The organism is Streptomyces sp. CA-249302 (genome assembly GCF_050936785.1).
GTDB lineage: Bacteria > Actinomycetota > Actinomycetes > Streptomycetales > Streptomycetaceae > Streptomyces.
In genome coordinates this window covers 6,478,521-6,501,301 of sequence record NZ_JBNJMG010000001.1, presented here as the reverse complement: position 1 = coordinate 6,501,301, position 22,781 = coordinate 6,478,521, and the positions used below count along the sequence as shown (strand labels likewise).

Below are 22,781 nucleotides of genomic sequence, written 5' to 3'. Positions count from 1 at the left end.
GCGCCCCCAGACGGGCTGGTGTGTCGCGCCCGTCGGCTACAGCTTCTCCACCGGCGCGTACCGCAGCAGCAACCGCTTCGGCTTCTCGTCGCCGAAGTCGATCGTCGCCTCCGCGTTCCCGCCCGTGCCCTTGACCGCCACGACCGTGCCGAGGCCGAACTGGTCGTGGGTGACCCGGTCGCCGACCGCCAGCGAGACCACCGGCTTGTCGGAGGCGCGGCTCGTCGCGAAGCCGGACGCGCCCGAGGCCGAGGAGCGGGAGCGGGAGGAGGACAGGGAGGACGCCACGCTCGACGCCGGGCCGGAGGAGACCGGGGCCGTGGCGCCCGTGCGCTTCCAGTCGACGTGCTGGGCCGGGATCTCCTCCAGGAAGCGGGAGGGCGGGTTGTACGACGGCTGGCCCCAGGCGCTCCGGAGGGAGGACCGGGTGAGGTACAGCCGTTCACGCGCACGCGTGATGCCGACGTACGCGAGCCGGCGCTCCTCCTCCAGCTCCTTGGTCTGGCCGAGGGCGCGCATGTGCGGGAAGACGCCGTCCTCCATGCCGGTCAGGAAGACCACCGGGAACTCGAGGCCCTTGGCGGTGTGCAGGGTCATCAGGGTGATGACTCCGGAGCCGTCCTCGTCCTCGTCGGGGATCTGGTCGGAGTCGGCGACCAGCGCGACCCGCTCCAGGAAGTCGGCGAGCGAGCCGGGCTCCTCACCCTCGCCGGACTCCTGCTCGAACTCCAGGGCCACGGCGGCGAGTTCCTGGAGGTTCTCGATCCGGGTCTCGTCCTGCGGGTCGGTGGAGGCCTGCAACTCGGCGAGGTAGCCGGTCCGTTCGAGGATCGCCTCCAGGACGGTCGCCGGTCCCGCACCCGACTCGACGATCGTACGGAGGTCCTCCATCAGCGTGTTGAACCGCTTCACGGCGTTCGTCGACCGCGCGGCCATCCCGTACGCCTCGTCGACCCGCTTGAGCGCCTGCGGGAAGCTGATCTTCTCCCGCTGGGAGAGGGCGTCGATCATCGCCTCGGCGCGGTCGCCGATGCCGCGCTTGGGGACGTTCAGGATCCGGCGCAGCGGCACCGAGTCCTCGGGGTTGGCCAGTACGCGCAGGTAGGCCAGGACGTCCCGGACCTCCTTGCGCTCGTAGAAGCGGACACCGCCGACGACCTTGTAGGGCAGGCCGACACGGATGAAGATCTCTTCGAAGACACGGGACTGGGCGTTCGTACGGTAGAAGACGGCGACGTCGCCGGCCTTCGCGTCGCCCGCGTCGGTCAGACGGTCTATCTCCTCGGCGACGAACTGGGCCTCGTCGTGCTCGGTGTCGGCGACATAGCCGGTGATGCGTGCGCCCGCGCCCGCGTTGGTCCACAGGTTCTTGGGGCGGCGGGACTCGTTGCGCTCGATGACCGCGTTGGCGGCGGAGAGGATCGTCTGCGTGGAGCGGTAGTTCTGCTCCAGGAGGATCGTCGTCGCGTTCGGGTAGTCCTCCTCGAACTGGAGGATGTTGCGGATCGTCGCGCCGCGGAAGGCGTAGATCGACTGGTCGGCGTCACCCACGACACACAGCTCGGCGGGCGGGAGGTCGTGCTCGCCAGGCGGTACGTCCACGGGGTGCTCGGAGGTCCCGACCAGCTCCCTGACCAGCGCGTACTGGGCGTGGTTGGTGTCCTGGTACTCGTCGACCATGACGTGGCGGAAGCGGCGGCGGTAGTGCTCGGCGACGTCCGGGAAGGCACGGAGCAGGTTGACCGTGGTCATGATCAGGTCGTCGAAGTCGAGGGCGTTCGCCTCGCGCAGCCGCGACTGGTACATGGCGTAGGCCTGGGCGAGGGTCTTCTCGAAACCGTCGGCGGCCTGGGCAGCGAAGTCCTCCTCGTCGATCAGCTCGTTCTTCAGGTTGCTGATCTTGGCGCTGAAGGACTTGGGCGGGTACCGCTTGGGATCGAGGTCCAGATCGCGGCATACGAGCGCCATCAGCCGCTTGCTGTCGGCGGCGTCGTAGATCGAGAAGGAGGAGGTGAAGCCGAGCTTCTTGCTCTCCCGGCGCAGGATCCGCACGCACGCGCTGTGGAAGGTCATCACCCACATCGCGTTGGCGCGCGGGCCGACGAGCTGCTCGACGCGCTCCTTCATCTCGCCCGCGGCCTTGTTGGTGAAGGTGATCGCGAGGATCTGGCCCGGATGCACGTTCCGCTCGGCGAGGAGGTGCGCGATGCGGTGGGTGAGCACACGGGTCTTGCCGGAGCCGGCGCCGGCCACGATGAGCAGGGGCGTGCCGGCGTGCACGACGGCCGCGCGCTGGTTCTCGTTCAGCCCGTCCAGCAGGGCGGCGGCGTCGATCACCGGGCGGGGCGCGCCGTCACGGTAGTACGCGTCCCGGTCCGGCGGCACGTCGAACCTCCCGCCGAACAGATCGTCCGGAACCGGCTCCGGTACGTGATCGTCCTCGGGCGGCGGTGGGGGTTCCTCCTCACGGCCACGGGGTGCCTTGAGGTCCGCCAGGAAGCTGTCGTCAAAGAGGCTGCTCATCGCTCTCCGAGTTTAGGGTGCCCCACTGACAACCCGCTGCCGCCCCGGGAACATCGCCGGATCCGAGGCGGTCGTAACGCTCCCATGCCGCATGATCACAGAATGTGACGAACTCCGATCGCCTGACCAAAGGTCACGAAAATGTATCGGGCATATCGAACATCAACCTTCACACGGGCCACACGAGTTGGCTACCGTTCCGAGCAGGCCGTACGACCCCCACCGGCGAACCTCGCCGGGCCGTGCGGCCTCCGCCGAGTCCGGGGCGCCGCCGCGCAGCCGGAGCCGGGGACCCACACCGACCTTGGGGTGAATCGGTCCAACTCCCTTGAGGGACACGGACCGTAGGGCAACCCTTCCGAACCACCCGCCCGAACCCGACAGCTAACTCGGTAGGCGGAGTATGGAAGGAGTCGCCAACCTTGGCGTCGCACCGCAAGTCGCGTCCCGCAGGTACGCGTGTGGCCGGCATACGCACCCCCGCCCTCGCCACGGCCGCCCTCACCTCCGTGGCCCTGCTCTCCCAGACGGCCAACGCCGCCCCGTCGACGGACGGGAACCCCTCCCTCGAGGAAGTCGAGAAGAAGGTCGACGACCTGTACCGCCAGGCGGAGTCGGCGACCGAGAAGTACAACGCGGCGAAGGAGAAGACCTCCAAGCAGCGCAAGCGCGTGGACACCCTCCTCGACGACGTCGCCAAGCGCGCCCAGAAGCTCAACGAACAGCGGGAGCGGCTCGGTTCCTTCGCCGCCGCGCAGTACCGCACGGGTGCCGCCGCGCCCGACACGGCGACCTTCCTGCTCGCCGACACCCCGCAGGACTACTTCGACCAGACGCAGTTGATGGGCCGGCTGACCTCCCGCCAGAAGAGCGAGGTCGACGACTACTTCAGCGAGCAGTCCGCGACGATGAAGAAGCGGCAGGAGGCCTCCGAGAGCCTCCAGTCGCTCACCGAGTCGCAGAACGACCTGCAGACGGCCAAGTCCACGGTCCAGAAGAAGCTCTCCGACGCGCGCGATCTGCTGTCGAAGCTGACCGCGGAGGAGAAGGCGCGGCTCGCGGCGATCGAGAAGAAGAAGCAGGAAGAGGCCGCGCAAAAGGCCGCGGAGCTGGCGAAGCAGCAGGCGGCCGAGCAGAAGGCCAAGGAGGAGGCGGCCCAGGAGAGCAGTTCCTCCTCGGACTCGGGAACCTCGGGAAGCACCTCCACCGACTCCTCGTACTCCACCAAGGCCGAGAAGGCCCTCGCTTTCGCGCGCGCGCAGATCGGCAAGCCGTACGTCTGGGGCGCCACCGGCCCCGGCTCCTACGACTGCTCCGGCCTCACCCAGGCCTCCTGGAAGGCCGCCGGCGTCTCCCTCCCCCGCACCACCTACGACCAGGTGAACGCCGGCACCACGGTCTCCCTCGCCGACGCCCAGCCCGGCGACCTGATCTTCTTCTACGACGACATCAGCCACGTCGGCATCTACATAGGCAACGGCATGATGATCCACGCCCCCAAGCCCGGCGCGTACGTCCGCGAGGAGTCGATCTACTACGGCGGCGAGTCGATCATCCACAGCGTGGTGCGGCCGGCGTGAGGTAGGGGCGCCGGGGCTGTCGAGCGCGAGGGCGCCGGGGGCGCCGGGGGCGCCGGGGCTCCTCACGTGCCTCTTGTGGGGCTCGCGCGATCTGAGCGCAGGGCGCGCGGAGATTCCTGCGCGCCCTGAGCGCTGAGCGCTCAGCGCGCGATGGTTCCCGAGCGCCAGCGCGCGACACGCCCCGCGCGCCCCCTCTCCTCTCCGGGCGCCCCTGCCTCCGTGCCCGCGCCCGCGCGAATTCCCTCGCCCACGCGCGCGTGCCCCGCCCGCAACCCGTGGTGTGCTCCTTAGCATCGGCTGCATGGCCGCCCACTCCGCCGACACGTCCTCCCCGCTCCGTGCCTGGTGGGCGGAGCGTCCGCCGGCGGCCGGGGCTGCCGTGATGGCGACCGGCATCGTGTCGATCGGGCTGCATCTGACCGGGTACGAGGTGGTGTCGCGCGTCGCGCTGGTGATCGCCTGCGCGGCCTGGCTCGGACTGGCGGCGGACTTCGTCGCGCGGCTCGTGCTGGACAGGGAGCGGTGGCGGGCCGACGCCGGGTCGCCCGCCGCGCTCACCGCCGTCGCGGCGACCACCGTCCTGGGGACGCGGTTCTCCGCACTCGGGTGGCAGACGCTCGCCGAGGCCCTGCTGGCGCTGGCGGCCGTCCTGTGGCCCGTGCTGCTCGTGGACGTCGTACGACACTGGAGGCGGCGCATGCCGGGCGCGGTGTTCCTGTGTTGCGTGGCCACACAGGGGCTCGCCGTGCTCGCGGCCGCGCTGGCCGGGGCGCAGGCGGTGGGGTGGCTCGCGCGCACCGCGCTCGTGCTGTTCTGGCTCGGCCTGGTGATCTACGGCTTCGCCCTCGCCCGTTTCGACCCGCGCCAGATCCTCGAAGGCGCCGGCGACCACTGGGTCGCGGGCGGCGCGCTCGCCATCTCGGCGCTGGCCGGGTCCAAGCTCATCGCCGCCGACAGCTCGCGTCTGTACCTGTGGAACGACGACGACCGGGGCGTCCTGCGCGCCGTCACCGTCACGCTCCTCGTGCTCGACGTGGCCTGGTACGCCGTACTGCTCGTCGCCGAGGCACTGCGGCCCCGGCTGCACTACGACGTGCGGCGCTGGGCCACCGTCTTCCCGATGGGGATGACCGCGACGGCGACGCTGTCCATCGCCGCCGCCCTCGACATCCCGTGGCTCAAGGGCCCCGGTCAGATACTGCTGTGGATCGCGGTGGCGGCATGGCTCGCCGTCGCCGCGGGGGCCGTCGCCGCCGCCCGCGCCGGGGTCAGGTCCACAGCACCGCGATGAAGATGTTCGCCGTGGTCAGCGCGCCCACCAGCCCGAACAGGCTCTTGTCGACCTTTTCGTCGTCCCGCTTCACGTAGACCAGGCCGAGGATCACGATCAGCAGGGCCAGCTTCAGGCCGATCTTGATGTTGTTGACGTGCTGGTCGTCGGCCTGGTTGAGGCCGACCAGGATCGCGCCGGTGACCAGCATCGTCAGCGCGCCGTGCAGCATCGCCGGGACGAAACGGGCCTCGCCGCGGCCCATCGCCTTCATCTGGGTGAGGAAGCCGCCGAGCAGCGAGGCGATGCCGACGATGTGCAGGCCGACGAAGAGATGGATGAGTACGTCCATGAGGCCGGAGCTTAGACAGGGGCGCTCGGTGCGCCCTACACCGGCCCCGCCGCGAGCCGCCCGCCCGGCATGAGTGGATCTTGCATATATGCGGCTCATAGCAGCCCGTCACTCGTACGTGTCCAGGAACCGCCACATCGGTCAGCGCACTGCGTGAAGTCGTCGGCTCCGGTCCGGGATCACGGTCGTTTACGGTCATCGGCCGATCCGCGCGGGACACTTCCGCACAGTGCGTTACCAAGCCGACACAGCCGGGTTTAGCGTCCTCCACCAGGTGACCGGCTCCCCACCGCCGCCCGGGCCAGGGGCGGCAGTCGATCACCACCGCCGAGAAGGTCCGGCGGCGGCCCGCTCCCCCTGTGCGGGCCGCCGCCGGACGCGTAAGCCGTCCCGGTGTCCGGGGCGGTCGTACGAAAGGACGTGCAGTCCACGTGGCAGCGCACCGCAGGCCCAGTCGGCGTTCGATCAGCGGCCATACGGCCCGTACCGCCTTCACGATCGCCCTCGCGGGCGCGGCGACCGCGACGGCCTTCGACGGGACCGGTGACGCGGCGCCACAGCTGACGCCGGCGCAGGTCAAGGCGAAGGTGGACAAGCTGTACCAGGAGGCGGAGGCCGCCACCGAGAAGTACAACGGCGCGCAGGAGAAGGCGGACGCGGCCGAGCAGAAGCTTTCGGGGCTGCGGGACGAGGCGGCGCGCAAGACGGACAAGCTGAACTCGGCCCGGGACGCGCTGGGTTCGACAGCCGCGGCGCAGTACCGCGACGGCGGGATCGACCCGGCGCTGCAACTCGCGCTCTCCGACGACCCCGACCACTACCTCGACGGCGCCGAGTTCGTCGACCGAGCGAGCACCCGGCAGGCGGCGGCCGTGGCGAGCGTCCGCAAACAGCTGCGGGAGATCGAGCGGCTGCGCGGGGCCGCACGCGTGGAGCTGGCCTCGCTGAAATCCCGGCAGGCAGAGCTGGAGCGCGAGAAGAAGACGATCACCGGCAAACTGGACGCGGCCCGCCGGCTGCTGTCCCAGCTGTCGGCCGAGGAGCGCGCCCGGCTGGGAGAGGACGGCGGCGGGGCAGGCCGTGCGTCACGGTCGTCCGGCTCGGGCTCGCGCGTCGGCCTGGAGGCTCCTTCCGGTACGACGGCCAAGGCGCCCAACTCCCGTGCCGCGGCCGCCGTCTCCTACGCCTACTCCAAGCTCGGCAGCCCTTACGTCTGGGGCGCCACCGGCCCCGACGCCTTCGACTGCTCGGGCCTCGTCCAGGCCGCCTACCGCTCCGCCGGTGTCTCCCTCCCCCGCACGACCTACGCCCAGATCGACGCCGGCCACCGCGTCTCCCGCTCCGAACTCGCCCCCGGCGACCTGGTGTTCTTCTACTCCGGCATCAGTCATGTCGGCATCTACATCGGCAACGGCCGGATGATCCACGCCCCGAACCCGTCGGCTCCCGTACGCATCGCGCCCATCGACGAGATGCCGTTCGCGGGGGCCACGCGGGTGGTGTGAGCGAGCGCCGAGGACCGGCGCCCGATCATCGACCGACCGCAGCCTGCCTCCCCGCCGACCGCTCGGACCAGTCGCCCCGCCTCACCCTCCCCCGCTCAGACCAGCCGTCGCGCCGTCGCCCACCGTGTCAGCTCGTGCCGGTTCGACAGCTGCAACTTCCGCAGGACCGCCGAGACATGGGACTCGACCGTCTTGACGGAGATGAAGAGCTGCTTGGCGATCTCCTTGTACGCGTAGCCGCGCGCGATGAGACGGAGCACCTCGCGCTCGCGCTGGGTGAGGCGGTCCAAGTCCTCGTCGACCGGTGGGGCGTCGGTGGAGGCGAAGGCGTCCAGGACGAAGCCGGCCAGACGGGGCGAGAAGACGGCGTCGCCCTCCTGGACGCGGAAGATGGAGTTGACGAGGTCGGTGCCGGTGATCGTCTTGGTGACGTAGCCGCGCGCGCCGCCCCGGATCACGCCGATCACATCCTCCGCCGCGTCCGAGACGGACAGCGCAAGGAAGCGGACGGGCTGCTCGGCGTCGGCCATCAACGCGGCGCAGCGGCGCAGCACTTCGACCCCGCCGCCGCCCGGGAGGTGGACGTCCAGGAGGACCACCTCGGGGCGGGTCGCGGTGATGACGGTGACCGCCTGGTCGACGTCGGCCGCCTCGCCGACGACCTCGACGCCGGTCTCCTCGGTGCGGCCGATCTCGGCCTGTACTCCCGTACGGAACATGCGGTGGTCGTCGACGAGGACCACGCGCACGTGCCGCTCGGCGCCGCCGCCGGTCGGCTCCACGGGCTCCGTGTTCGCCTCGGTCGGGTCGCTCATGACGTCTTCTCCGCCCTCTCCATCTCCAGCTCGACCTCCGTGCCGCCGTCCGGCACCGCGCGCAGCCGCGCCGTGCCGCCGTGCCGCTCCATGCGGCCGATGATCGATTCTCTGACGCCCATGCGGTCGGCGGGTATCGAGTCGAGATCGAAGCCGGGGCCCCGGTCCCGCACCGACACGAAGACCGTCCTCCCCTCGACCTCGGCGTAGACCTGCACCGCGCCGCCCTCGCCACCGTACTTGGCGGCGTTGACCATCGCCTCGCGCGCGGCCTGCATCTGTGCGCCGATTCTCTCGTCGATCGCGCAGTCGCCGACTATGACGACCTCTATGGGGACGCCGTGCTTGTCCTCCACCTCCGCCGCGTTGCGCCGCACCGCGTCGGCGAGGTTGGCGGGTTCGTCCTCCTCGTCCTTGCCGGTGCCCTCCGGTTTGTAGAGCCAGGTGCGCAGGTCGCGCTCCTGGGCGCGGGCGAGGCGGCGCACCTCGTTCGCGTTCTCCGCGTTGCGCTGTATCAGGGTCAGGGTGTGCAGCACGGAGTCGTGGACGTGGGCGGCGACCTCGGCGCGCTCCTGGGCGCGGATGCGCATCAGGCGCTCCTCGGACAGGTCCTGGGTCATACGGACGAGGTACGGGCCCGCGAGCAGCGTTATCCCGACCAGCACCGCGAGGGCGGCCTGGAGGACGGAGCCGAGGTGGGCGGCCGAGCCCTGCAGCACGAAGACGCCGGTGACGCCGGCGGTGACGAGGAGAACGCCGCCCGCCGCGCGCAGCAGGCTGAGCGTGCGCTTGCGGCGGCCGACCTCGACCCAGCGGGCCCGCCGTGCGTTGTCCGCCTGGCGCCAGACCAGGGCGACGCCCGCGCCGACGAGGACGACGGGCCAGAGGTAGACCTTGGCGCCGCCGCTCAGATTCACGTTGCCCACGAAGACCATGGCCACCACGACCATGAGGAGCAGGGCGACGATCTGGCCCTTGTCCGGCTTGCGGGCGACCAGTCGGCGCCGGCCGTCGGGCGAGGTCTCGGTGCTGACCAGCGACGGGGGCCGCTGACCGCCGACGCCGCCGACGCCCAGCGGCACGAAGAACCAGAACGCGGCGTACAGCAGCGCGCCGAGGCCGTCCGCCATGAACAGGCCGACGAAGACGAGCCGCACCCAGACCACGGGCAGCCCGAGATGCCCAGCGAGCCCCCGCGCCACACCACCCAGCCAGCGGCCGTCGCTGCTGCGGTAGAGCTTGCGCGGCGGCCGCGGTTCGACGATGGGCGCTGCGGCGGCTTCCGGCATGCCACCGATACTCACACGGGCGGCGGACACAAGCATCAGGGTCGACCCCCGAGACTCCCCTGATCTTCGAGGCCAGGGCCCGTCGAACGCTTCCCCGGCGCCGGCTCAGGGGCGAAATCAGGGTCCGGCCAGGGTCGTTCCGACTCCCGTCGCGGCGGTCGGCCCGTCACCATGGACTCATGACAGATCACGAGCGCGCCGCTGCGGGCCCGGGAGCCGAGGCGAACACCGGCACCCCGGCCGACGCGACCTCACGTGTGCACGCGCAGGCGGGCACCCGCGGGCAGGCGGACGCGCGCGGAGAAAGGGGAGCGGGAGCGACCGAAGCGGACCCCACGACCGACGCAGGCAAGCCGGGCCAAGGCAGCCCGGCGACCGGCGAGGGCAGGCCGGCCGAAGGGGGTCCCGCCGGGGCGGATGCCGTCGCGGAGCCGCGGAGGCTCCGTCGTGACCGGCAGTACAAGGTGCTTGCCGGGGTCTGCTCGGGGCTGGGGCGGCAGTGCGACATGGATCCGGTGATCTTCCGGATCACCCTCGTCGTGCTCTCCGCGACCGGCGGCATCGGCCTGATCTTCTACGGCTTCGCCTGGCTCCTCGTGCCGTACGCGGAGGACGAGCAGAACGAGCTGCGCAAGCTGCTGACCGGCCGGGTCGACGGCCAGGCGCTGACCGCGGTGCTGTTCGCGCTGGTCGGCTGCGGGGTCTTCCTGACCATGCTGAGCAACGGCGGGGTGCTGGCCTTCGCGGTCGTCCTCTCGCTGCTCCTCGCGGGCGCCGGATACTGGTCGCGGCAGCGCGGCGCCCCCGATCCCGACCCGTTGGCCGCCCAGGCCGCCGCCGACGCCCCGCCGGAGGCCCAGGCGCCCCCGGTCCCCACCGCCTACCCCTCCTGGTGGCGCGACCCCATAGTCAAGGATGGGACGCACTACGGCGGCACCGGTTACCTCTGGGGCCCCCGGGACTCCCGCGACCGGGACATCGCCGCGGCGGTCAACATCAGCCACGGCAACTCCTGGACCAACCAGATCGACCTCCGTGCCCCGCGCACCCCGGTGCCACGGCCGCGCGGCCCCCGTTGGATCGGCGGCTGGGTCTTCCTGCTCGCCCTCCTCGCGGGCGGCCTCGGCACCGCCGCCACCTGGGACGACCACGCGCTCGGCACCAGCCTGCAGGCCGGTCTGGCGGGTGCGCTGATCGTCTTCGGGCTGGGCATCGCGGTCAGCGCGTTCCTGGGGCGGACTGGAGCGGGGTCGATATTCATGGCGGTCGTCACGGCGGCCCTGCTCGCCTCCTCGGCCGCCCTGCCCAAGGACATCACCACGCACTGGACCCGTACGACCTGGCAGCCGGCCGCGGTCGCGGAGGTCCAGGAGATGTACAACCTCGGGACCGGGGTCGGCACCCTGGACCTCAGCCGGGTGCACCTGGGCAAGGGGCAGACGGTGAGTACGGGAGCCGATGTCGGGGCGGGCCGGCTGAAGGTGATCGTGCCGAAGGACGCGACCGTGAAGCTGAGCATCGACGTGGGGGTGGGCGACATCCAGTTGCCGGGCGACGAGCAGAAGGACGTGGACGTGGAGCCGGGCAAGCACAAGGACGTGACGCTGGCGCCGGCCGGCGGCGCCAGGAACACCGGCACGCTCGAGGTCGAGCTCCAGGTCGGCGTCGGACAGGCGGAGGTGAGCCGTGCTGCGTCATGAGTTCCAGCCGGGGAGGCTGGTCGCCGGTTTCTTCCTCGCCCTCGCGGGCGTCGTCTACGCCGGTGACGCGGGCGGGCTGTGGGAGACACCGTGGTTCGCGGTGATACCGATTGTCGTGATCGGGCTCTGCCTCGCCGGTGCGGTCGGGGCGGTCACCGGTGGGATACGGCGGCGCCGAGCCCTGACGGCACGCAGGGACGGCTCGGCGCCCGAGCCGAACATACCGGGCTGACGGTCACGCGCCCCGCCTCGCGTCACCGGTAGCCCCCGCCGACCAGGAGCTACCGGTAACCTCCCGCCCGCTGCCTTCGGCGCGCGCGGAGCGCGGAGTCCAGGGAGAGCATCGGGGCGCCCGCCAGCACGAGGGGGAGCCAGGCCATCAGGTAGGCGAGGTCGTTGCCGTAGTAGTACGGGTCGGAGGCCCAGCTGACGGTCATCCACAGGCTGAACGAGATCAGCGCGCCGCCGAGCGCCGCCATGCGGGCCAGCAGACCGATCAAGGTGCCGATGCCCACGGCGAGTTCACCGAAGGCGATGGCGTAGCCGAAGCCGGTGGGGCTCTTCAGGGCCAGGTCGATCAGGGCCGGGATGGCGGCCGAGTCGCGGGCCGCGCGCATCGTCTCGCCGACGGAGCCGGCGCCGGAGGACTTCATGAAGGCGCTGTCGGTGAGCTTGTCCAGGCCGGCGTAGATGAAGGTGACGCCCAGAAAGATTCGTAGCGGTAGGAGGGCGTACCGGCCGGCGGTGTCGCGCCAGCTCCGGTCGCCGCCGTCGGCGTAGGGGGTGTACGTGTCGGTGCGCATGCCGTGAGTCATCACTGTCGCCTCTCGCCCGCGGTGCGGAGCCCCTTAAAAGACCATACGTACGAAAGGGAGGGTGCGCTCAATGCGTTCGTGCCGTTTTGCTGTCGGTTCGCTGTCGAAGTGGCGGCCCTCAGTCCGTCACGTCGATCGCGTACCGGTTTGTCTCCACACCGGCCGCGGTCACCACCTGGACCTCGACCCGCCCCGGCTCGACCTCCGCCGGTACGGGCACGGTGAGCACCGCGTCGGTCGGGTTGCTGAAGCCGCCCGCCACCGGGACCAGCGGCACGTGGACGTTGACCGCGCCGATGCGGACGACCATGCGGGACAGCCGGTCGGCGCCCTGGGCGCCGGGCGGGACGAAGGCCGCGCCGCGGATCTCGATGTCGTCGCCGGTGCGGATCGGGGCGTCGAGGTCGCCGGCCTCGCGGGCGCGGACCACGGAGAGGATCACCGGGCGGCCGCCCTCGGCGTACTTGCCGGCCAGGTAGGTCGCGGCCGAGATCAGGACCACCACCGCCAGGCCCCAGGGGAGGTCGGGCAGCTGGTCGGGGCGGCGGGCCAGCCGTACCGCGGCGAACAGCACGGCGACGGCGCTGATCACGACGTACTGGATGTCGGCGAAGGTGCCGCGGCCTGCGTCGTCGGTGAGCAGGTCGGAGGCTCTCGGCCGGTGCGCGCGTACCTTCTGGAGCCGCTGCCCGAGGACCCGCAGTCCGACCACGCGCCGCACCAGGACCGCGATGCCGCACACCACGGCCAGGACCGTCACCATGCCCGCGCCGCGGGCCAGTTCGAGGCCGGAGATCAGCGTGTCCCGCTCGGCGTGGCCGGAGGCGGCTGCCAGGCGGCCGACGAGGACCAGTACCGCGTAGGCGACGAAGAGGACCCAGGACGCGGCGACCACCCTCGAGGTCGAGAGGCGGTTGTCCTCGCCGATCACCGGGGCGAGTGCGCCGCCCCGCGCGCGGTGGAACCAGGAGGCCGCCGTCAGGGCGCCGGCCACCAGCAGGGCTGCCAGCAGGCCGGCCGTGCGGGCGGAGGTCCAGCCCGCGCCGATCGCCGTCAGGGACTGCACCAGGAGCAACAGCACCACCAGGGCCCACACGGCGATCGCGGTACGGCGCCACAGGCGGGCCAGCCAGGCCTCGCCCTCGGCGCGGCCGCGTTCGGCGACGAGTTCCGCGGACTGGGTGAGTTCCTCCGAGACCCACTGGCGGGAGGCCTGGGCCGAGTGGGCCACCGCGGCGGGCAGCCCCTGTCCGGCCGCGAACCCGTCGCGCATGAGCAGGAATTCGGCGACCGCCCGCCGATGCCCTTCACGCGCCCCGTGCGGGCAGTCCCCGCAGGTGCAGCCGCCCGCATGCGCCCCACCGTGCACAGCCGCGTCCGCACCCCCTCTCGCCTCCTGCACCGCCACCGACGTCCGCCTTCCCCGCGACCACGACCCCATGGACCGGCGCCCCTGTCGAACAGTCGGCCGCCGCCTTGCAACTCCCCCGCGATGACAGCGAATTGTGCCCTACGCCACCCCACCCGCGTCCGGCAGGTCTGGTCACGGCGGGTGAAGCCGGGGCCGCCGTGTTGACCCGGCTGCGAGAATTTCCCTATGGCCGAGATCATCCAGCGGGACGGGACCTGGGCCTTCGACGGCACCACGGTCAGGATCACGCCGGGCCTGCACCGCTCCGTGCCGCTGTTCCGGCAGACGTACGGAGAGGTCGCCGTACCCCTGGAAGCCATCGCCGGCGTCGTCTTCGAGCCCGAACGCAAGCGCGGGCGGCTGCGGATGCGGCTGCGCGAGGGCGCCGATCCGCTGCTGCAGGCGACCGGCGGACGGCTGCCCGACCCGGCCGATCCGTACCGGCTCGTGGTGGACGTGGACCGGGCGGGGGTCGCCGAGTACGTCGCCGAGGAGATCCGGCAGGCGCTGATGCTGGAGCAGATCCCCAAGGAGCCGACCAAGGCGTATCTGCTGCCGGGGCCACCGGTGCCGGTGTCGGTGCGCAGCTCCGACGGCACCGCCTCCTTCGACGGCACCCAGGTGCGGCTCGACTGGGCCGACACCTCGGACCGGGTCAAGCGGGCGACCGGGCCGCGGATCATCGCCCTCGGCGATCTGGTGCAGGTGGAGTGGCTGCCCAACTCCGGTTACGAGGACGGGTTCCTGCGCTTCGTGACCCGGGAGACGGCGTTCTCCAAACTGCCGCCGGAGAAGGACCCGTACGCCCTGGATCTGTGGGGCAGCGCCCGTCGCGATCTGCTCACCGCGCTCGTCGCCACCGCGGTCACCGCCCGGCTGCCGCACCCGTCCACCCGGGGCGGCGACTTCGCCGACCGGCCGCGGCCCACCGGGGCCGTGCCGCCGCCGGCCGACCATCACGACGTACTCCTGCGCAGGCTGCGGGAGTTGGGCGAGCTGCACCGGGAAGGTGTGCTCACGGACGAGGAGTTCGCGATGACCAAGGCGGCGGTGCTGCGGGGGTTCTAGCCGGGGCCGCTAGCTCAGCAGATCGGGCTCGCTGCGGCTGATGTCCTGCCACAGGGGCTGGTAGTTGATCCACGCGACCAGGTCGCCGCCGAGCTGTTCGCGGGTGGCCACCGCCAGTTTGTGGTCGATGAGGAGGGGGCGGCCGGCGGCCTTGGCGGTGAGCTGGACCTGGCTGGAGCGTTCCATGGACAGGAACCACCAGGCGGCCGCGTCCACCGAGTCGCCGACCGTCAGCAGTCCGTGGTTGCGCAGGACGAGCGCCTTGCGGGAGCCGAGCGCGGACGCGATACGGCGGCCCTCCTCGGCGTCGACGGCGACGCCGGTGTAGGCGTCGTAGAGGGCGTGGTCCTCGTAGAAGGCGCAGCTCTCCTGGGTGATCGGGTCCAGGAGGTCGCCGAGGGCGGCGAGGGCGCGGCCGTGCACCGAGTGGCAGTGCGCGACGGCGACGACGTCCGGGCGGGCGGCGTGCACCTGGGCGTGGACGGTGAAGGCGGCCTGGTTGACGTGGTAACGGCCCTCGATCACCTGGCCGTCCGAGTTGGCGAGCACCAGATCGCTCACGGTGACGTGCTTGAACGGCATGCCGAACGGGTTGACCCAGAAGCAGTCGGAGTACTCGGGGTCGCGCGCGGTGATGTGCCCGGAGACCCCGTCCTCGAAGCCGAGCCGCCCGAACAGCCGGAGCGCGCCGGCCAGCCGCTCCTTGCGGTGTCGGCGCTCGTCGTCCAGCGATTCGTGCATCGGCGGCATGGCGAACCGCAGTCGATCGTTGGACAGGGGCAGCGGTGGGGTCGGCCCGTGCATGTGTCCCTCCAGCACTGGGTGGCTTTACGAGGCGGAAGTTACCCTCGGTCAGCGCAGGAGAACAGAGCTGTTTTGTAAAGATGACGCGCGCGATCGATACCCGACAGCAGATGTCCGGTATCGGCACGAGACTCGACGTATGACATGGAGCTGGGCGGCCTTCAGCGCCGCCGAACCCGAACTCGCGAAGACCGCCGAGGAGCGCTTCGGCGCGTTCACCCATCACGTGCTGGCGACCCTGCGCAAGGACGGTTCGCCACGCACCACCGGCTTGGAGGTCCGTTTCCTCAACGGCGAGCTGTGGTTCGGCATGATGCCGGACTCGCTCAAGGCGCTCGACCTGCGGCGGGATCCGCGGTTCGCGCTGCAGGCGAATCCCGGGGAGGGACAGAGCATGGGCGGCGGGGACGTCCGGATCAGCGGGCGGGCGATCGAGGTGGAGGACGCGGAGACCAAGGCCCGGTACGGCGAAGAGGTGGAACCGCCGGAGCCGTTCCACCTCTTCCGCACCGAGCTGACGGAGGTCGTGCGGACCTACGTCGAGGACGAGACGTATCTCGTCGTGCAGGTCTGGACGCCCGGTGCGCCCTTGCGCGTCGTCAAGCGCACCTAGGGCTTACTCCCACTCGATGGTGCCCGGCGGCTTCGAGGTGACGTCGAGGACGACCCGGTTGACGTCCTTGACCTCGTTGGTGATCCGGGTCGAGATCTTCGCGAGGACCTCGTACGGCAGTCGCGACCAGTCGGCCGTCATGGCGTCCTCGGAGGAGACCGGGCGCAGCACGATCGGGTGGCCGTAGGTCCGTCCGTCGCCCTGCACGCCCACGCTGCGGACGTCCGCGAGCAGGACCACCGGGCACTGCCAGATGTCCCGGTCGAGGCCGGCCGCGGTCAGCTCCTCGCGGGCGATGGCGTCGGCCTCGCGGAGCAGGTCGAGCCGCTCCTTGGTGACCTCGCCGACGATACGGATGCCGAGGCCGGGGCCGGGGAAGGGCTGGCGCTGGACGATCTCCTCCGGGAGCCCGAGCTCCTGGCCGACCATCCGGACCTCGTCCTTGAACAGCTTGCGGAGCGGCTCGACCAGCTGGAACTCGAGGTCCTCGGGGAGGCCGCCGACGTTGTGGTGCGACTTGATGTTCGCCGTGCCGGTACCGCCACCGGACTCGACCACGTCCGGGTAGAGCGTGCCCTGGACGAGGAACTCCACCGCCGGGCCCGCGTCCGCGATGATCTCCGCCTGCGCCTGTTCGAAGACGCGGATGAACTCGCGGCCGATGATCTTCCGCTTCTCCTCGGGGTCGGAGACGCCCTTGAGCGCGGTGAGGAAGCGCTCCTCCGCGTCGACGACGACCAGCTTGACGCCGGTCGCGGCCACGAAGTCCTTCTCGACCTGCTGGGTCTCGCCCTTGCGCATCAGACCGTGGTCGACGTACACGCAGGTCAGCTGGTCACCGATGGCGCGGGCGACGAGGGCCGCGGCCACGGCGGAGTCGACGCCACCGGACAGGCCGCAGATGGCGCGCTTGTCGCCGACCTGCTCGCGGATCGCGGCGACCTGCTCCTCGATCACGTTGCCCGTGGTCCAGTCCGGCTTCAGACCGGCGCCGCGGTACAGGAAGTGCTCCAGGACCTGCTGGCCGTGCGTGGAGTGCATGACCTCGGGGTGGTGCTGGACGCCGTAGAGCTTCTTCTCGTCGTTCTCGAAGGCGGCGACCGGGACGACGTCCGTGGAGGCCGTGACGGTGAAGCCCTCGGGGGCGGCGGAGCAGGCGTCGCCGTGCGACATCCACACGTGCTGCTCGGCCGGGGTGCCCTCGAAGAGGGTGGAGGACGACCTCGACACATGGAGATCGGTACGGCCGTACTCGCGGGCGCCGGTGTTGTCGACCGTGCCGCCGAGGGACTGGGCCATCAGCTGGAAGCCGTAGCACATGCCGAAGACGGGGACGCCGGCCTCGAAGAGGGCGCGGTCGATACGGGGGGCGCCCTCCTCGTACACGGACGAGGGGCCGCCGGAGAGGATGATCGCCGCCGGGTTCTTGGCGAGCATCTCCGCGACCGGCATGGTGCTCGGCACGATCTCGCTGTAGACCCGGGCCTCGCGGACGCGACGGGCGATGAGCTGGGCGTACTGCGCGCCGAAGTCGACGACCAGGACGGTGTCGGGGGCGGGAGCTTGTGACACGGGGTGCCTTCTGGTGGTCGGGCGGGGTCGGTGGTACCGATTCTAACGGGGCCCGGACGGTCACTTCCCGTCTCAGGATGCGAACCGGGTTGGACGCTCCCGTACAGCGCGGCATACTGCTCCCATGCTCACGCACTCGACCTTCCGATTTACCTATGGCACCGGGCCCACCGGCTGCCATGGTCGTGCTGCTTGAGTTACTGACAAGCGACTTCCCAGGCGCCCCGGGCCGACAAGGTCCGGGGCGCTCGTGGTTTCCGGACCGTGTCGATTCGGGGCACCTTCGAGAAAGACCGACGAGGAGCCCCGCATGACCACCACCGCCACCACCACCGCCACCCCCGAGCAGACCATCGCCGACGCCCGCGAGCGCATCGACGCGATCGACGACCGGATCATCGGTCTCATCCAGGAACGGGTCGCCGTGTCCGCGGTCGTCCAGGAGACGCGGATCGCCTCCGGCGGCCGGCGCGTGAACCTGTCGCGTGAGAACGAGATCCTCGGCCGCTACAGCGACGCGCTGGGCAAGCCGGGTACCGCTCTCGCGCTGACGCTCCTCGAACTGTCCCGCGGTCGTATCTGAGTTCGGGCCCTTCTCACCCGTACGGCGCGTGACCGCCCCGCGAACGGCTTCGTTGGTGCTGGTGTCCGTGCCAGCCAGGGGCGGGCCCGAAAGAACCACGCGTGGCTTGCTGGAGCGATGAGACGTACGGGTCGTGCCGGACGTCGTGGGACCTCGCTCCAGGGTCGTGACCGGACGGCAGGGGACAGCAGCCCGGTCACCCAAGTAAACGGTCGGCTCCGGGGACGCCCGGGGCCGACCGGCGGAAAATGCAAAAATGCACAACCCTGGGTCAAACGGTTGCGTAGGCCGCGTCCATCCAGCACGATGCGTACAAAGCCCAAGTCCCGCCGCAGACAACCGCATTGCACTGCACTTCCGCACCGCCAGAGGTACAGACCATCCGCGCGCCCCACGCGCGCCGGGGCGCCGACCCAGGGCACACAAGGGCACACGAGACAAGCGGCGCAACCCCCCGGCGCCGCTACCCAGGCACCGGCGCTGCCCTGACGTCGGTGCTGACGGAGAAGGGCCCCGCGGCCAGGTTCCGCGGGGCCCTTCGCACGTCCGGATGTCCACGTCCGGATGTCGAGGATGCCGGGGCGGGTCAGACCCGGGACACCGTCCCGCAGCCCTCGCTGCGGTCCTCGTCGAGGCCCTTGCTGCGGTCGTACGGGTCCGAGGTCGGGCCCGAGGGCGCGGCGCCGGTCGGGGTGTCCGTCGTGAACTCGGGGTGCAGGAAGCCGTCGTAGACGTCGCAGGCCGAGTTGCCGATGTCGCGGTCGTAGCGGCGGATGGTGATCTTGCCGGGGGTTACCTGGTAGCGGGTCGGGTCGGACAGCTGGACGTCGAGGACGCGGCGCACGATGGTGCGGGTGACCTCCTTCGAGCCGCCGGCGCGGACGACCGGGTAGACGAAGGTGTAGTCGGCGTGCACGGCGACGGAGGCCTGTTCGCCCGCCTTGAAGGTGATGCGGCCGCGGGTCTTGATGACGTCGCCGACGAGCTTGATCTCGGTCGGGTCGAAGCGGCTGAACATCGAGAGCGGGTCGTGCTGTTCGTCCGGTTTGCTCAGCGACGTGTTCAGTCGCGTGAGCAACTCCGTCTGCTGGGGCTCGATCACGCCGAGCGAGGTGGTGGGGCGTTCGCCGCGCAGGGTGGCCGAGTTGAGGTTCGCGTCGACCAGCAGGGTCCTGGTCTGCTGGAGGGCCTGTTCGACCTGGGCCTTGGAGAGCGTGCCGATCGGGGTCGCCTTCGGCAGCACGATGCCGGCCGCGCCGTCGGCCCAGCGTTCGGCCGGGGAACCCGCGAACGGCCGGGCGAGGGTGGGCACTTCGGGGTCGGCCGAGGAGGGCGGGGCGGTGGGGGCGGCGGTCTCCATCGGGAGGGGCGAGGCGCCGGCGGCGGAGGAGTTCTTGTCGTCCTTCGTGCCGAAGGGGTCGCCGGGAATGACCGACGGCTTCACGGCCACGACGGCCACGGCAGCGGCGACGAGGATGCCCAGCACCGGCCAGATCCGGCGGCGGCGCCGTTCCGTGCGGGGCGGGCCGGCGCGCCAGTTCTCCGGCCGCTCGCCGCGCGCGTCCTGCTGCCGCAGTCGCTCGGTGACCATGCGGGCGCGGGCGGAGGGTTCCTTGGGGGCGGAGCCGATCCCCGCCTCGGAGTCCTTGAGGAACTTGTCCCACACGTCGTCGGGTATGGAGGGCTCCTCGCCGGAACCCGATCTCGGCTCTTCGGACGGTCTGTCGGGCACGGCGCGGACGCCTTTCTGCGAGGGGTCGGTCGAGCGGCTGTGCTGTGCGTCGCCTGTCGAGGAGCAGAGCGTACGTGACCCGGCGCACATAAAAAATCTGTTAGGCCCGGCACAACCATTCACAGGTGTTACGGATCCAACCATGCGAACCAAGGGCCACACCCGCGCCCCACACGCGGAGCCCTCCACACTGGACTCCCTTGAGGTCTTCATGAAGCTTCGCCGTGCCATGGGTGTGGCCGCCGCGACCGCGGTACTCGCTCCACTCGCCCTGCTGTCCGCGCCGGCCGCGTTCGCGGACGAGACCCCGGACACGTCCACCAGCACGCCCGCCGCCGACGACACCACCCCCGCCGCGGACGACACCACCCCCGCGGCCGACGACACCACTCCGGCCGCCGACGACACCACCCCCGCGGCCGACGACACGACCCCGGCCGCCGACGACAGCACGCCCGCCGCGGACGACAGCACCCCCGCGGCGGACGACAAGACTCCGGCCGCCGACGAGAGCAGCACCTCCACGTCCCCGACGCCGAGCGCCAGTGACAGCGCCCCGGCGGACGGCGGCGAGCTGTGCGTGGACGACAACGGCGACAGCACCGGCGAGCTCAGCGCCGACCTGACGAGCGGTCTTTCCGGGCTGCCCGAGACGATCGTCGCCGGCAGCGGCTGGACCGGGTTCTCCTTCAACGTCTCCAACAAGGGCGATGCGGAGATCAAGGACATCAAGCCGCTGATCGGCGTCGCCGCCATCGGCTGGGAGGACGAGAAGGACTACTCGGGCAAGATCAAGGTCCAGATCTTCGACAAGTCCTCCAAGACCTGGCAGACCATCGCGGACGCGGCCGGCGAGGGCGGCACCTTCCCGGCGTTCTCGCTCGGTGCCGGCCAGTCGGTCTCGTACCAGCTGCGGCTGAGCGTGAGCGGCAAGGTGCCGGACTCCCTCGGTGTGACCGGCGGTCTCGCCGAGTACCAGGACGACGAGGGCTGCTGGGTCGCCGACGACCCGAACGGCTGGATCTACTTCTTCGACATCCTGGCGGCCGGCTCCGACGCCGGGAACCCGGACGACGCCAAGCCGCAGACCGGCGGCATGAAGCCGCTGGACGACGTGAGCGACGTCGACGCCACCGGCAGCCTCGCCGAGACCGGCTCCAGCTCCGCGCTGCCCGTCATCGCCCTGACCGGCGGTATGGCGGTCGCGCTGGGCGGCGGCGCGGTGTTCGTGGTGCGGCGGCGCAAGGCCGGGACGCACGCGTAACCGGACCGGCCGCAGGAAACAGAAGGACCCGCACTCGGAGGGGGGTGCGGGTCCTTCCCTTTTACGGCTGCTTCCGTTCTACGGCTGCCTCGTGAGCGTTATTTCTTCGGCACCGTCGGCATCCCCAGGAACGGCAGCCTGAGCGCGCCGAAGGCCTCCGCCGGGACCGCCGGGGTCTTGGGCTCGACCGGGCGCAGGCGTTCGTACACCGCTCCCTGCGCCGGACGCGGGTCCGCCTCGCCCTTGTTGGGCCAGTACGACATCGCGCGCTCGGCCTGCGCGGTGATGGTGAGCGACGGGTTCACGCCCAGGTTGGCCGAGACGGCGGCGCCGTCGACGACCGAGATGCCGGGGTGGCCGTAGAGCCGGTGGTACGGGTCGATGACGCCGTGCTCGCGCGAGGAGCCGATCGGGCAGCCGCCGAGGAAGTGGGCGGTGAGCGGGGTGCCCATCAGCTCGCCGACGTTGGAGCCCGCGAAGCCGTTGATGTCGGCGGCGATCACGGAGGCGCTCTCCGAAGCCGCCTTGATCTGCTTGGGGTTGGGCGCGCCGTGGCCCTGGCGGGCGGTGAGCAGGCCCTTGCCGACGCCGTCCGGTTTCAGGTACGTCGTCAGGGAGTTGTCCAGCGACTGCATCACCAGGCCGATGATGGTCTTCTCCGACCAGCGGCGGTTGGAGAGGGAGCGCAGCACGAGGAGAGGGTGGCGGGCGGCGTTGGTGAGCCAGCCCAGGACCCTCGACGAGTTCTCCGCGTACGGCACCTGGAGGATGGACAGGCTGCCCATCGAGTTGGAGCCCTTGCCGTAGCGGACCGGCTCGATGTGGGTGTTCTCGTCCGGGTGGATCGAGGACGTGATGGCGACACCGCGCGTGAAGTCGACCTTCTTCTCGCCGGTCGCCTTGCGGTAGCGGCGGTTGTCGGTCTGGGCGCCGACCAGGGCCTCCGAGTTGGTACGGGTCAGCTCGCCCAACTTGTCGGAGACGTAAGGAAGTTGGCCGTTGGCCTTCATACGGTGCAGCAGGGTCTGGGTGCCGTAGGTGCCGGCCGCGAGCACCACGCGGCGGGCCTTGAAGGTGCGGCCCTCGCCCTTCTTCTTCGCGTCGGTGGGGAGGGTGGCCACGGCGTACCCGCCCTGCGAGTCGTCGGCGACCGACACGACCGTGGTGAGCGGATGGACGACCGCGCCCGCCTTCTCGGCGAGGTAGAGGTAGTTCTCGTTGAGGGTGTTCTTCGCGCCGTGCCGGCAGCCGGTCATGCATTCGCCGCACTCGGTGCAGGCGTTGCGGGCCGGGCCCGCGCCGCCGAAGTACGGGTCGGAGACCTCTCCGCCGGGAGCCGCCTTCGACGTCCCCTCCGCGTCCTCGCCGTCGCCGAAGAAGACGCCGACCGGGGCCATGTGGAAGGTGTCGCCGACGCCCATCCGCTCGGCGGCCGCCTTGAGGTGGACGTCCGACGGGGTCATCGTCGGGTTGAGCCGTACCCCGAGCATGCGTCGGGCCTGGTCGTAGTACGGCTTCAACTCCTCCTGCCAGTCGGTGATGTCACGCCACTGGGGGTCGTCGAAGAACGGCTTCGGCGGTACGTAGAGGGTGTTGGCGTAGTTGAGCGAGCCGCCGCCGACGCCCGCGCCGGCCAGGACCATGACGTTGCCCAGCAGATGGATGCGCTGGATGCCGTACATGCCGAGCTTCGGTGCCCAGAGGTAGTTCTTCAGGTCCCAGGAGTTCCTGGGGAGGGACTCACGGGTGAAACGGCGGCCGGCTTCCAGGACACCTACGCGGTAGCCCTTCTCGGTGAGGCGCAGGGCGGTCACGGAACCGCCGAAGCCTGATCCGACGACGATGACGTCGTAGTCGTAGGTGTCCTGTGGCACTTGCTCTCCTC

At 70.9% G+C, this 22,781-nt stretch carries 19 protein-coding genes and 1 riboswitch; of the genes, 9 read left to right on the top strand and 10 right to left on the bottom strand.

The window, feature by feature from the left end:
* Positions 1-36 precede the first annotated feature (36 nt).
* Positions 37-2,523: a DNA helicase PcrA gene (pcrA, locus tag ACQEWB_RS29380; RefSeq protein WP_432836167.1), complete on the bottom strand. Its 2,487-nt coding sequence runs from the start codon at positions 2,521-2,523 to the stop codon at positions 37-39.
* A gap of 242 nt (positions 2,524-2,765) precedes the next feature.
* Positions 2,766-2,937: riboswitch (cyclic di-AMP (ydaO/yuaA leader) on the top strand.
* 8 nt (positions 2,938-2,945) lie between these two features.
* Here pcrA and ACQEWB_RS29375 point away from each other — a divergent pair.
* Positions 2,946-4,103, top strand: coding sequence for an NlpC/P60 family protein (locus tag ACQEWB_RS29375; protein WP_432836165.1), 1,158 nt, complete (start codon positions 2,946-2,948; stop codon positions 4,101-4,103).
* 301 nt (positions 4,104-4,404) lie between these two features.
* On the top strand, positions 4,405-5,394 hold the full coding sequence (locus ACQEWB_RS29370) for a tellurite resistance/C4-dicarboxylate transporter family protein (protein WP_432836163.1): 990 nt from the start codon (positions 4,405-4,407) through the stop codon (positions 5,392-5,394).
* Here ACQEWB_RS29370 and ACQEWB_RS29365 read toward each other — a convergent pair.
* Complete coding sequence (locus ACQEWB_RS29365; protein WP_432836161.1) at positions 5,372-5,725, bottom strand: hypothetical protein; 354 nt, start codon at positions 5,723-5,725, stop codon at positions 5,372-5,374. The genes ACQEWB_RS29370 and ACQEWB_RS29365 overlap by 23 nt on opposite strands.
* A gap of 431 nt (positions 5,726-6,156) precedes the next feature.
* On the opposite strand from ACQEWB_RS29365, the gene ACQEWB_RS29360 reads away from it, so the two are divergent.
* Positions 6,157-7,230, top strand: coding sequence for an NlpC/P60 family protein (locus tag ACQEWB_RS29360; RefSeq protein WP_432836159.1), 1,074 nt, complete (start codon positions 6,157-6,159; stop codon positions 7,228-7,230).
* Between the two features lie 95 nt (positions 7,231-7,325).
* Here ACQEWB_RS29360 and ACQEWB_RS29355 read toward each other — a convergent pair whose 3' ends face one another.
* Together ACQEWB_RS29355 and ACQEWB_RS29350 are read right to left on the bottom strand one after the other, a co-directional pair.
* Positions 7,326-8,045, bottom strand: coding sequence for a LuxR C-terminal-related transcriptional regulator (locus tag ACQEWB_RS29355; RefSeq protein WP_432836157.1), 720 nt, complete (start codon positions 8,043-8,045; stop codon positions 7,326-7,328).
* Positions 8,042-9,334, bottom strand: coding sequence for an ATP-binding protein (locus tag ACQEWB_RS29350; protein WP_432836155.1), 1,293 nt, complete (start codon positions 9,332-9,334; stop codon positions 8,042-8,044). The genes ACQEWB_RS29355 and ACQEWB_RS29350 overlap by 4 nt, the downstream gene beginning before the upstream one ends.
* A 179-nt stretch (positions 9,335-9,513) precedes the next feature.
* Between ACQEWB_RS29350 and ACQEWB_RS29345 the strand changes: the two genes are divergently transcribed.
* Both ACQEWB_RS29345 and ACQEWB_RS29340 read left to right on the top strand, forming a co-directional pair.
* Positions 9,514-11,034 carry a PspC domain-containing protein gene (locus ACQEWB_RS29345; protein ID WP_432836153.1) on the top strand — a complete coding sequence of 507 codons (1,521 nt, stop codon included), beginning with the start codon at positions 9,514-9,516 and terminating at the stop codon, positions 11,032-11,034.
* Complete coding sequence (locus ACQEWB_RS29340; RefSeq protein ID WP_432836151.1) at positions 11,021-11,266, top strand: hypothetical protein; 246 nt, start codon at positions 11,021-11,023, stop codon at positions 11,264-11,266. The genes ACQEWB_RS29345 and ACQEWB_RS29340 overlap by 14 nt, the downstream gene beginning before the upstream one ends.
* Positions 11,267-11,315: 49 nt before the next feature.
* Here the strand turns inward: ACQEWB_RS29340 and ACQEWB_RS29335 are convergent, their stop codons facing one another.
* Complete coding sequence (locus ACQEWB_RS29335) at positions 11,316-11,849, bottom strand: DoxX family protein (protein ID WP_432836149.1); 534 nt, start codon at positions 11,847-11,849, stop codon at positions 11,316-11,318.
* Between the two features lie 118 nt (positions 11,850-11,967).
* Positions 11,968-13,257, bottom strand: coding sequence for a hypothetical protein (locus tag ACQEWB_RS29330; protein ID WP_432836147.1), 1,290 nt, complete (start codon positions 13,255-13,257; stop codon positions 11,968-11,970).
* 189 nt (positions 13,258-13,446) lie between these two features.
* On the opposite strand from ACQEWB_RS29330, the gene ACQEWB_RS29325 reads away from it, so the two are divergent.
* A complete protein-coding gene (locus ACQEWB_RS29325) occupies positions 13,447-14,328 on the top strand; it encodes a DUF4429 domain-containing protein (protein WP_432836145.1) in 882 nt (293 codons plus the stop codon).
* Between the two features lie 9 nt (positions 14,329-14,337).
* Here the strand turns inward: ACQEWB_RS29325 and ACQEWB_RS29320 are convergent, their stop codons facing one another.
* Positions 14,338-15,132: a class II aldolase/adducin family protein gene (locus ACQEWB_RS29320; RefSeq protein ID WP_432836143.1), complete on the bottom strand. Its 795-nt coding sequence runs from the start codon at positions 15,130-15,132 to the stop codon at positions 14,338-14,340.
* A 139-nt stretch (positions 15,133-15,271) separates the two neighbouring features.
* Here ACQEWB_RS29320 and ACQEWB_RS29315 point away from each other — a divergent pair, with 139 nt between their 5' ends.
* Entirely contained in the window at positions 15,272-15,745 is a 474-nt protein-coding gene (locus ACQEWB_RS29315; RefSeq protein WP_432836140.1) for a pyridoxamine 5'-phosphate oxidase family protein, read from the top strand.
* 3 nt (positions 15,746-15,748) lie between these two features.
* On the opposite strand, the gene guaA is transcribed toward ACQEWB_RS29315, so the two are convergent.
* Entirely contained in the window at positions 15,749-17,317 is a 1,569-nt protein-coding gene (gene guaA / locus ACQEWB_RS29310; RefSeq protein ID WP_432836138.1) for a glutamine-hydrolyzing GMP synthase, read from the bottom strand.
* A 250-nt stretch (positions 17,318-17,567) separates the two neighbouring features.
* On the opposite strand from guaA, the gene ACQEWB_RS29305 reads away from it, so the two are divergent.
* The gene (locus ACQEWB_RS29305) at positions 17,568-17,900 is read left to right on the top strand and encodes a chorismate mutase (protein ID WP_432836136.1); all 333 of its coding nucleotides are present in this window, start codon (positions 17,568-17,570) and stop codon (positions 17,898-17,900) included.
* A gap of 586 nt (positions 17,901-18,486) precedes the next feature.
* Here the strand turns inward: ACQEWB_RS29305 and ACQEWB_RS29300 are convergent.
* Positions 18,487-19,632 (bottom strand): hypothetical protein, encoded by a 1,146-nt coding sequence (locus ACQEWB_RS29300; protein ID WP_432836134.1) that lies wholly within the window; start codon positions 19,630-19,632, stop codon positions 18,487-18,489.
* Between the two features lie 211 nt (positions 19,633-19,843).
* Here ACQEWB_RS29300 and ACQEWB_RS29295 point away from each other — a divergent pair, with 211 nt between their 5' ends.
* Positions 19,844-20,896: an LAETG motif-containing sortase-dependent surface protein gene (locus ACQEWB_RS29295; RefSeq protein WP_432844061.1), complete on the top strand. Its 1,053-nt coding sequence runs from the start codon at positions 19,844-19,846 to the stop codon at positions 20,894-20,896.
* A 98-nt stretch (positions 20,897-20,994) separates the two neighbouring features.
* Here ACQEWB_RS29295 and ACQEWB_RS29290 read toward each other — a convergent pair whose 3' ends face one another.
* Entirely contained in the window at positions 20,995-22,770 is a 1,776-nt protein-coding gene (locus ACQEWB_RS29290) for a GMC family oxidoreductase N-terminal domain-containing protein (RefSeq protein ID WP_432836132.1), read from the bottom strand.
* Between the last annotated feature and the right edge of the window lie 11 nt (positions 22,771-22,781).

Bases quoted from the DNA above. Each gene is read 5' to 3' on its own strand.
- pcrA (WP_432836167.1), bottom strand. From the start codon at position 2,523: ATGAGCAGCCTCTTTGACGACAGCTTCCTGGCGGACCTCAAGGCACCC.
- ACQEWB_RS29370 (WP_432836163.1), top strand. From the start codon at position 4,405: ATGGCCGCCCACTCCGCCGACACGTCCTCCCCGCTCCGTGCCTGGTGG.
- ACQEWB_RS29365 (WP_432836161.1), bottom strand. From the start codon at position 5,725: ATGGACGTACTCATCCATCTCTTCGTCGGCCTGCACATCGTCGGCATC.
- ACQEWB_RS29355 (WP_432836157.1), bottom strand. From the start codon at position 8,045: ATGAGCGACCCGACCGAGGCGAACACGGAGCCCGTGGAGCCGACCGGC.
- ACQEWB_RS29350 (WP_432836155.1), bottom strand. From the start codon at position 9,334: ATGCCGGAAGCCGCCGCAGCGCCCATCGTCGAACCGCGGCCGCCGCGC.
- ACQEWB_RS29345 (WP_432836153.1), top strand. From the start codon at position 9,514: ATGACAGATCACGAGCGCGCCGCTGCGGGCCCGGGAGCCGAGGCGAAC.
- ACQEWB_RS29335 (WP_432836149.1), bottom strand. From the start codon at position 11,849: ATGACTCACGGCATGCGCACCGACACGTACACCCCCTACGCCGACGGC.
- ACQEWB_RS29325 (WP_432836145.1), top strand. From the start codon at position 13,447: ATGGCCGAGATCATCCAGCGGGACGGGACCTGGGCCTTCGACGGCACC.
- ACQEWB_RS29320 (WP_432836143.1), bottom strand. From the start codon at position 15,132: ATGCACGGGCCGACCCCACCGCTGCCCCTGTCCAACGATCGACTGCGG.
- ACQEWB_RS29315 (WP_432836140.1), top strand. From the start codon at position 15,272: ATGACATGGAGCTGGGCGGCCTTCAGCGCCGCCGAACCCGAACTCGCG.
- ACQEWB_RS29295 (WP_432844061.1), top strand. From the start codon at position 19,844: ATGAAGCTTCGCCGTGCCATGGGTGTGGCCGCCGCGACCGCGGTACTC.